This is a genomic window from Verrucomicrobium sp. BvORR034, from assembly GCF_000739635.1.
Taxonomy (GTDB): domain Bacteria; phylum Verrucomicrobiota; class Verrucomicrobiia; order Verrucomicrobiales; family Verrucomicrobiaceae; genus Verrucomicrobium.
The window spans coordinates 23,885-31,369 of sequence record NZ_BATQ01000157.1; the positions used below are offsets into that span (position 1 = coordinate 23,885).

Here is a 7,485-nt window from a genome sequence, read left to right on the forward strand (position 1 = left end):
ATCGTCAGCCGGACGGACTCGTCCCTCGAGAGCGCTATCAAGGGCCACGCGCATCCTGATTCCGCTTAAAAGCGGTACTCCAACCCTGCTGCGGAGCGGGGGACGGTGGTTTGGCTGGGCCAGTCGAGGAGAAGCTGACAAGGGCGCTGAGGTCTTCCCGTCTTCTGTCTCCTGTAAATTTGCACCTTGGCGTTTGCAGGACATCTCGCCGCCTCCCATCTTCCTCACCTCACCTCCTCCACCCCTCCTCATCTTGTTCAATCCCCTGCCCTACCTTGCAAGACGCCCGCTGGTGACGCTGGCGCTGGCGGCGGTGGTGGGGATTCTTATAGGAGGCGCATTGCCATCGGGGTGGCTGTTGCTCGCGGTCACGGGTGGGCTGGCGTGGGTCGCGCTTTTGATCGCGGCCCTCCGAATGCGCTCCGGTCTTCCTGCGTTGGCATGGGTCACGGTGCTGGTCTTTGCCACGCTGCACCTCGTGGCTCGGCAGACGACGGAGCGGCATCCGCTGCGTGCTTTCCTCGAACAGCGGGATCCGATGGCGGGGATCACGGTGATCGCGAACGGGAGGGTGGAGAAGGCACTGCGGCGGGAGTTGCCGGGGAGCGTGACGCGGGAGGAGTACTTCGTGGCGACAGAGATCACCTCCCCGACCCTCGGCCTGCGCTGGACCGGCCCGACGGTGCTGCGACTGGTGACGGGAGGTAAGGAGAACCTGCCGCCGGGCAGCTACCAGGTCACGGGGTTCATCCGGCTTCCTTCGCCGGCCGACAATCCGGGCCAGTTCAACGAGCGGGACTATGATCTCCGCCTGGGCCTGGTGGCGGAGCTGCGCGGGCTGGAGATGAAACCGGTGGCGCTGGATCGCTGGAACGTTGAGGCCTGGCTGGTGACGGCGGCGGAGCGCTGTCGCGCGTGGGTGGAGCACGCATTAAAGATCGATCTGGAGAACGCGCCGGAAGAGTATGCGGTGATCGTGGCCATGGCTCTGGGCACCGTGCAGAGTGACTCGGCCGATCTACAGACGCCCTTCCGCAACAGCGGCACGCTGCACATCTTCTCGGTGAGCGGGCTGCATGTGGCCATCGTGGGGTTCATCCTGTGGAAGCTGCTAAAGGCCTTTGGCCTGAGGCGAGGTGCGCTGCTGGCGGTGCTTATCCCGGTGTTGTTCGGGTACGCCTTCATCACCGGGCTCCGCCCCTCGGCGGTGCGGGCGGCGGTGATGGCCTCGGTCTTCCTGTGCGGGGCGTTGTTTCATCGAAAGGGCGACCTCATGAACAGCCTCGGCGGCTCGGCCCTGCTGCTCCTGGCTTATGACACCCAGCAACTCTATGCGCCGGGGTTTCAACTCTCGTTCGCGGTGCTGGCGGCGATTGCTCTGCTGGGAGGTCCGTTCTCACGGCCGTTTTTGCGCTGGGTGGAGCCGGACCCTTTCATCCCGCGGGTGCTGCTCACGGGATTCCAGCAAGGGGCGTGGACGCTTCGGCAACAGGTGGTGGGGCTCTTCACGGTGTCCGCCGCGGCCTGGGTGGGCAGCCTGCCGCTGACGCTGGGTCACTTTCAACTGGCCACGCCGGTGTCGCTGATCGCGAATGTGGTGCTGGTGCCCCTCTCCTTCTGCGTGCTCTTTGCCGCAGTGCTCACGCTGTTGAGTGCGGCCGTGCACTTCACGGCGGTGCAGGCGCTCTTCAGCAATGCCAACTACCTGCTGGCCTGGCTGACGATGAAGTCGGCGGTGTTCTTTGCCTCCCTGCCCGGAGGCAATTTCCACATCGCTGCGCCGTGGTTCGAGGAGACTCCACCCGCGGAGCTGGTGGTGCTGCGAATGCCGGAAAGCGCTGCCGTGCAGCATCTGCGGGCGGGCCGCTCCCAGTGGCTGCTGGACACGGGCAGCAGCGATCACCTGCGGTACCTGATGCAGCCCTATCTGGCGTATCGCGGAGTGGACCACCTGGATGGGGTGATGCTGAGTCATAACGATATCCAGCACGCCGGGGCGGCCAGCCAGCTCTGGCAGAGCCATGCGCCCCCCTTCTATTACCACGCCGCCACCGAACCCTGGCGCTGGGACGCCTCCAACACCGCCTTCAAAAAGCTGCGGTCGGAGCCTTGGCCGGGCAAGCCGCTGGCGCGAGGTGATCGGCTGACGCTGGGTGAGAACGGCCCGGTCACCGTCACGGCGGAGGTACTCCACCCGCCAGCCCCGTGGTGGTCCCGACGCGCTGACGACCGGGCGCTGGTGATCCGCTTCTCCCTGGGGCCGCATCGCATTCTCTGGTGCGGCGACAGCGGGTTCCTGGCGGAGAAGGCGCTGCTGGAACATTTCACCCCAGACGAGCTCAAATCGGACGTCCTGATCCGGAACCAGCACGCCAGCGATGCTTCGTTTCTGCCAGAGTTTGTGGCGGCGGTGGCCCCCAAGGTCGTCATCGCCTCCAGCCAAAATTTTCCGGCAGGTCAGTTGCTCCCAGAACAGGTGCGAGAGACCTGTCGGGAACGGGGCATCCTCCTTTTGGATCAGTCCCGGACGGGGGCAGTCCGGCTGAAAGCCTGGCCTGAGAAACTAGAAATTGTCCCGTATCGCGCTCCTGGTGAGGTGATTACGCTTCCTGCAACGCCATAGGGTTGAGCCATTGAGGCGCAAATTTGCAATCCGCCACAATTGTACCCTGCAACTTGCCTTCCTGAGCGCCTCCTGCTTAGGTGGTGCCTCTTTGCATGCTCAAATCGCGGTGGGTCATCTTTGGAATTCCTTTGTCGCTGGCCTTGTTGACCGTTTGGTCAGCGGACCAGTCGGCGAAAAGCCAGCGCTTACGCGGGGGCAATCTGGTGGTGGCCTCTGCCGAGGGGCTGGAGCCGACGCTCAACCCGTACCAGCCGCTGAGCGAGGTGGACCGCCAGGTGGCCACACTGACGCACGCGCCGCTCTTGCGGATCGGCAAGGATGGACGTCTGGAAGGCGCGCTGGCCAAGTCCTGGACGTGGTCCCAGCAGACAAGTTTCTGGTTTGCCAATGACAACTACGCCCAGCAGGCGGCGAAGAAGGTGCGTGCCCTGGGCCCGGCGGCATCGATGCGGCTGCACCTGAGCTCTGCGGAGGCCATGGGCAATGAGCTGCTGGTGCGCTTTTCCGATGCGGGCAGCGCGGGTGGCGCGGCCGTGCATCAGGCGATTGCGGAGTTCGGCCCGCTGCCGGTGGAGACGATCCGCGTGGAGATGAACGAACCGGCGTGGTCGCACCACGAGTACTTCGTGCAGCACGCGGTGGAGAAGGCACAAGTGAAGGAGGTCTGGTTCGACGGACCCAAGGCATACGAACTGCGCGTGAGCGGAGAGTCGCTGCGCTTCTTTGAGGAACTGGCGCTCTACTACCAGAATCTGCCCGCGCTGGGAGCAAAGATGCGGATCGTGGCGAAGACGCCGATGCTGGAGCGGCCCCTGCTGGAGATGCCGCTGAAGCCGGGAGTCACCTTTCACGATGGCTCGCCAGTGACCTCTGCGGATGTGGAGCGCACGGTGAAGCTGGTACTGGCCCAGCCGTGGCCGGTGCCGGGGCGGGACATCCTACGGATGATCCACCTCTGGGACTCCAGTGACCCCACCCAGGTGCGGGTGAGTTTCCGCGAGACTTACGGCCCGGCTCTGACGGCCTTTGTGGGACTGCCCATTCTGCCGGCCAAGTGGATCGAGCGTCAGGGCAACGAACTGGCGGCGGTGCGCAAACCTTTCCTGACGGATGCGCCTCCCGGAGCGGGCCCCTTCAAGCTCGCACGGGTGACGGACAAACAGCTCTTCCTGCAACGCCTGGGGGCGACGAATGGCGGGGAGGAGCCAGCGGGCATTGAGTTCCGCCTGGGGCAGTCGGCCTCGAACATTCGCCTGGGTTTTGCGATGAAGCGCGTGGGCCTCTTCTGGCCGGACAGCAGCAGCATCAGGAGCATGGTGGAGGATCCCGAGGTGGCGGTGCGCTCCAGCAGCCCGCGGAACCGCCTGCAGGTGATGTGGAACTGTCGCAAAGCGCCTCTCAACGATGTGCGCATCCGCGCCATCCTGGGTCAGGCGGTGGACCGCAAGGCGATGGTGGATGATTTCCTGCAAGGGCAGGGAGAGATCTGTGAAGGCATCTTCCAGCCGGGGCTGTGGTACACGCCCGAGCTGCCCCCTGTGGCCTATGATCCGCTGCGGGGTCGGCAGGCGCTCTATGAGATGGGCTGGATCAAGAATGCCGATGGCAAGGTGGTGAAGGACGGCCAGGTGTTCACGATTGAGCTGCTCACCGTGGCTGGCAGCCCGGAGCGCAGCCGACTGGCGAAGCGTCTGGCGGACTCCTGGGCGGCGCTCGGCATCGACACGCAGGTGGTGGAGGTGCCGTGGCAGGAGCTCATCGGCCAGCGACTGCAGGGGCGGCGTTTCGATGCGGCGCTGCTGGGCCTCGACTTTGAACTTGCCTGGGATCAGTGGCCCTACTGGCACTCCAGCCAGGCAGCCCGAGGGCTGAATTTCTCCGGGGTGACCGATGCCGGGCTCGACGCGCTGCTCTCCGCGCTGCGCTCGGAATTTGAACCCGCTCGCGTGCCAGCCCTGGCCCAAGCGGTGGAGGAGCGCCTCCTTGAGGTCAAGCCCTTCCTGCCCCTCTTTGCCGGTGGCAACCCGGTGGCCGTGCGGCGGGATGCCCTGCCGAGCTTTCAGCGCGAGCAGGCCGCCCTGTTCCAGGACCTGCGCCAGAGCATGGAAACGACGACGCCTCCTCCAGCCACCACGGCCCCCTAAGCGCCCCTTTTCCCTCTTCCCTTACCCCTCTTCCCTTACCCCTCTTCCCTCTCCGGCCTAACCGATGGACCGCCTCCGCTCTGCCCCCTCCTACCTCCCGGTCCGCGCCTTTCTGGTCTGCGCCGTTCTCGCGCTGGGGCTGCTGCAATGGAGCAGCGCCACGCTGGGTGACTCGTTTGAGTTCCTCATTGGCGTCCTGCCGGTGGGGATGAATGCGGAATCCCTGGTGATGGTGCTGGTGCAGCGGGCGCTGCCCACTTTCCTGCTGGTCACCCTGGCGCTGACCATGGGGTTGAGTTCGGCACTGGCGCTATCCATGGCCATCTCAGGTGCGGGCGGTCGTGTCAGCCGCACGGTGGGCTGGCTGGGCCGGGCCATGGTGGGGGTGCCGCCCATGCTGTGGGCCTTTGGCCTGGTGTTCCTGCTGGTGAGCGTGTGGCGGCTGCCGGTGGAGACGTTGTTTCCCTATGACCCGCCCGCAGGCATGGAGCCCGCGACGGTGCGCCTGGGCCGGGCGCTGTGGGCCTGGATCGCACCCGCGCTGGTGCTGGCGGCGCCGGTGTTCGGCATGGCGCTTTTCTCCTTCACCCACCGCCTGAGCGTGCTGCTGAAGGATCCCATGCTGGGTCCGCTCAAGTCCCGGGGCCTCTCGCGCGCAACCATCAAGTACCGCCACCTGATGCCGGAGCTGCGCGTGCATCTGGCACGACTCGCCCGCCCCGCTGCGGCTCTGCTGCTGGCCTTTGCCATCCCAGTGGAGCACATCTTCATGGTAGAGGGCTGGGGGTCCTTTGCGGCGGAGGCGCTGAAGCTGCAGCACCCGCTCCAGCTCGCGGCCACGGTGTACCTCGCCGGCATCATGCTGGCGGCGTGGTATGTGCTGCTGGATCTGGGGGACAAGCGCAGCCTGCCCCCGGCCATGGAGCATGTGGAAGATGTGGAGCAGACCCAGAATCGTGTCTGCGCTGTGGCAGGCGGTCTCATGGCGGTGGCCCTACTCACCGCCCTGTGGTGGACCCCGGCGGGTTCCGCGTGGCAGACTGCGTGGAAGCTCACCTGGCGCGAGGCAGGCAGCAGTCTGGCGATTTCCCTGCTGTCCACGATGCTGGTGGTGGTGAGCGGTCTGGCCATCTCCCCCGCCCGTTGGCCCCGTTTGTTTCCCAAAACCGGCCTGGCCGCGACCCTGGCGGCGATGCCGCTGCTGCTGCTCTGGATGGCCTTCTCCTCCCTGCCGGGCGTGCCGACCGTGACGATCTGGGGCCTGCTGGTGCTGGCGACCGCCATCCCTGGCATGGCAGCGTTTCACGCCACCTACCGGGAGAACAACTTCCATCGGCTGGCCGAGACCTCGTTCTCCCTCGGGCGCGGCCACTGGGGCTACTGGTGGGATCACCTCTTCCTCAATGCGCTGCCCAGCCTGCTGAACTGGCTGCTGCGCACCGCCTCCACGGTCCTGATCTGGAAGGGCGTCTTCGACTTCCTCTGCGCCTCCCGCCCCGACGTAGCCAGCAGCACGCCCACCTGGGGCCGGATGATGGCCCAGAACGCAGCGAGATTTTTAGATGAACCGTTGGAGGTTGCGGCACCCGCCCTGCTTATGGCACTCTGGGCCTTGAGTTTTCGGCTTCTCAGCCGAGCCTTCCGCACCGATACCCCCGTCGCTCGAATTTCACCCTTTGCCTCGTGATGGACACCACCGCCGCCGCCGCCAATACTGACTTGTTGAAGATCCGGGACCTGAAGATCACGTTCCACAAGCAGCACGGCGAGCCTTTTCAGGCGGTGAAAGGCATCAATCTCGAGCTGAAGGCCGGCGAGAGCATGGCGATTGTGGGCGAGAGCGGCAGCGGCAAGAGCGTGACCGCCCTCTCCCTGGCCCGGCTGCTGCCCGAGCCTCCGGCACGCATCGAGGCCAGCACGTTCCAGCTCGGCGGGAAGGATGTGCTGAAGCTCTCTGAGGCCGAGTTGCGCAAGATCCGCGGCAAGGAGATCGCGTATGTCTTCCAGGAGCCCAGTACTTCCTTGAACCCAGTGCTGACCATCCGCACCCAGATGGCGGAGGCGCTGCAGCTGCACCGTCCCGATGTGAAGGATCTGGATGCGGAGATCGTGAAGTGGCTCTACCAGGTGGGCATTGTGGAGCCGGAGAAGCGTCTCCGCGCCTATCCGCACGAGCTGAGCGGCGGCATGCAGCAGCGTGTGATGATCGCCATGGCCCTCTGCTGCCAGCCCAAGCTGCTCATTGCCGATGAACCCACGACCGCCCTGGACGTGACCATTCAGAAGCAGATCATCGACCTCCTGGCCGAGCTCAAGGCCAGCCTGAACATGAGCGTGATCTTGATCACCCACAATTTTGCCATCATCCGCGGCATCGCGGACAAGGTGGCCGTGATGTTCCGCGGCCAGATCGTGGAAAGCGGCACCACGGAGGAAGTTCTAGGAAATCCGCAGCATCCCTATACGAAGGCGTTGCTGGAGTGCGTGCCGCGGTTGGGCGTGAAGCAGGCGCGGTTGAAGGCGATTGACTACGCGGCGGTTGAGGCGGCGTTGTAGCCCGGGCCCGCGAAGCGGGAGACAGAAGACGGGAAGACGAAAGACAGAAGACCTGAGGCCGGGGGGGTGGGTTGGATGTGATGGCCAGGCGACTGAATGGCTCCGGGCCGTCAGCCCTCTGAGTTCTATTTGGATACGCAAACCCAGGGCAACGCCCCA

Annotated in this window: 4 protein-coding genes; all 4 read left to right on the forward strand. The window is 65.2% G+C overall.

Annotated elements, in window-relative coordinates:
* The first annotated feature begins 193 nt into the window (after nt 1-193).
* The 4 genes from BV034_RS27830 (at nt 194) to BV034_RS27845 (ending at nt 7,326) form a co-directional block, all read left to right on the forward strand.
* A complete protein-coding gene (locus BV034_RS27830; protein ID WP_050030222.1) occupies nt 194-2,623 on the forward strand; it encodes a ComEC/Rec2 family competence protein in 2,430 nt (809 codons plus the stop codon).
* A 95-nt stretch (nt 2,624-2,718) separates the two neighbouring features.
* A complete protein-coding gene (locus tag BV034_RS27835; RefSeq protein ID WP_050030223.1) occupies nt 2,719-4,770 on the forward strand; it encodes an ABC transporter substrate-binding protein in 2,052 nt (683 codons plus the stop codon).
* 64 nt (nt 4,771-4,834) lie between these two features.
* On the forward strand, nt 4,835-6,457 hold the full coding sequence (locus tag BV034_RS27840) for a hypothetical protein (protein ID WP_050030224.1): 1,623 nt from the start codon (nt 4,835-4,837) through the stop codon (nt 6,455-6,457).
* Nucleotides 6,457-7,326: an ABC transporter ATP-binding protein gene (locus BV034_RS27845; RefSeq protein WP_050030225.1), complete on the forward strand. Its 870-nt coding sequence runs from the start codon at nt 6,457-6,459 to the stop codon at nt 7,324-7,326. Before BV034_RS27840 ends, BV034_RS27845 begins: the two co-directional genes overlap by 1 nt.
* Nucleotides 7,327-7,485 lie beyond the last annotated feature (159 nt).

What these genes read in the sequence shown, in the direction of transcription:
- BV034_RS27835 (WP_050030223.1), top strand. Translation starts at nt 2,719, where the DNA reads ATGCTCAAATCGCGGTGGGTCATCTTTGGAATTCCTTTGTCGCTGGCC.
- BV034_RS27840 (WP_050030224.1), top strand. Translation starts at nt 4,835, where the DNA reads ATGGACCGCCTCCGCTCTGCCCCCTCCTACCTCCCGGTCCGCGCCTTT.
- BV034_RS27845 (WP_050030225.1), top strand. Translation starts at nt 6,457, where the DNA reads ATGGACACCACCGCCGCCGCCGCCAATACTGACTTGTTGAAGATCCGG.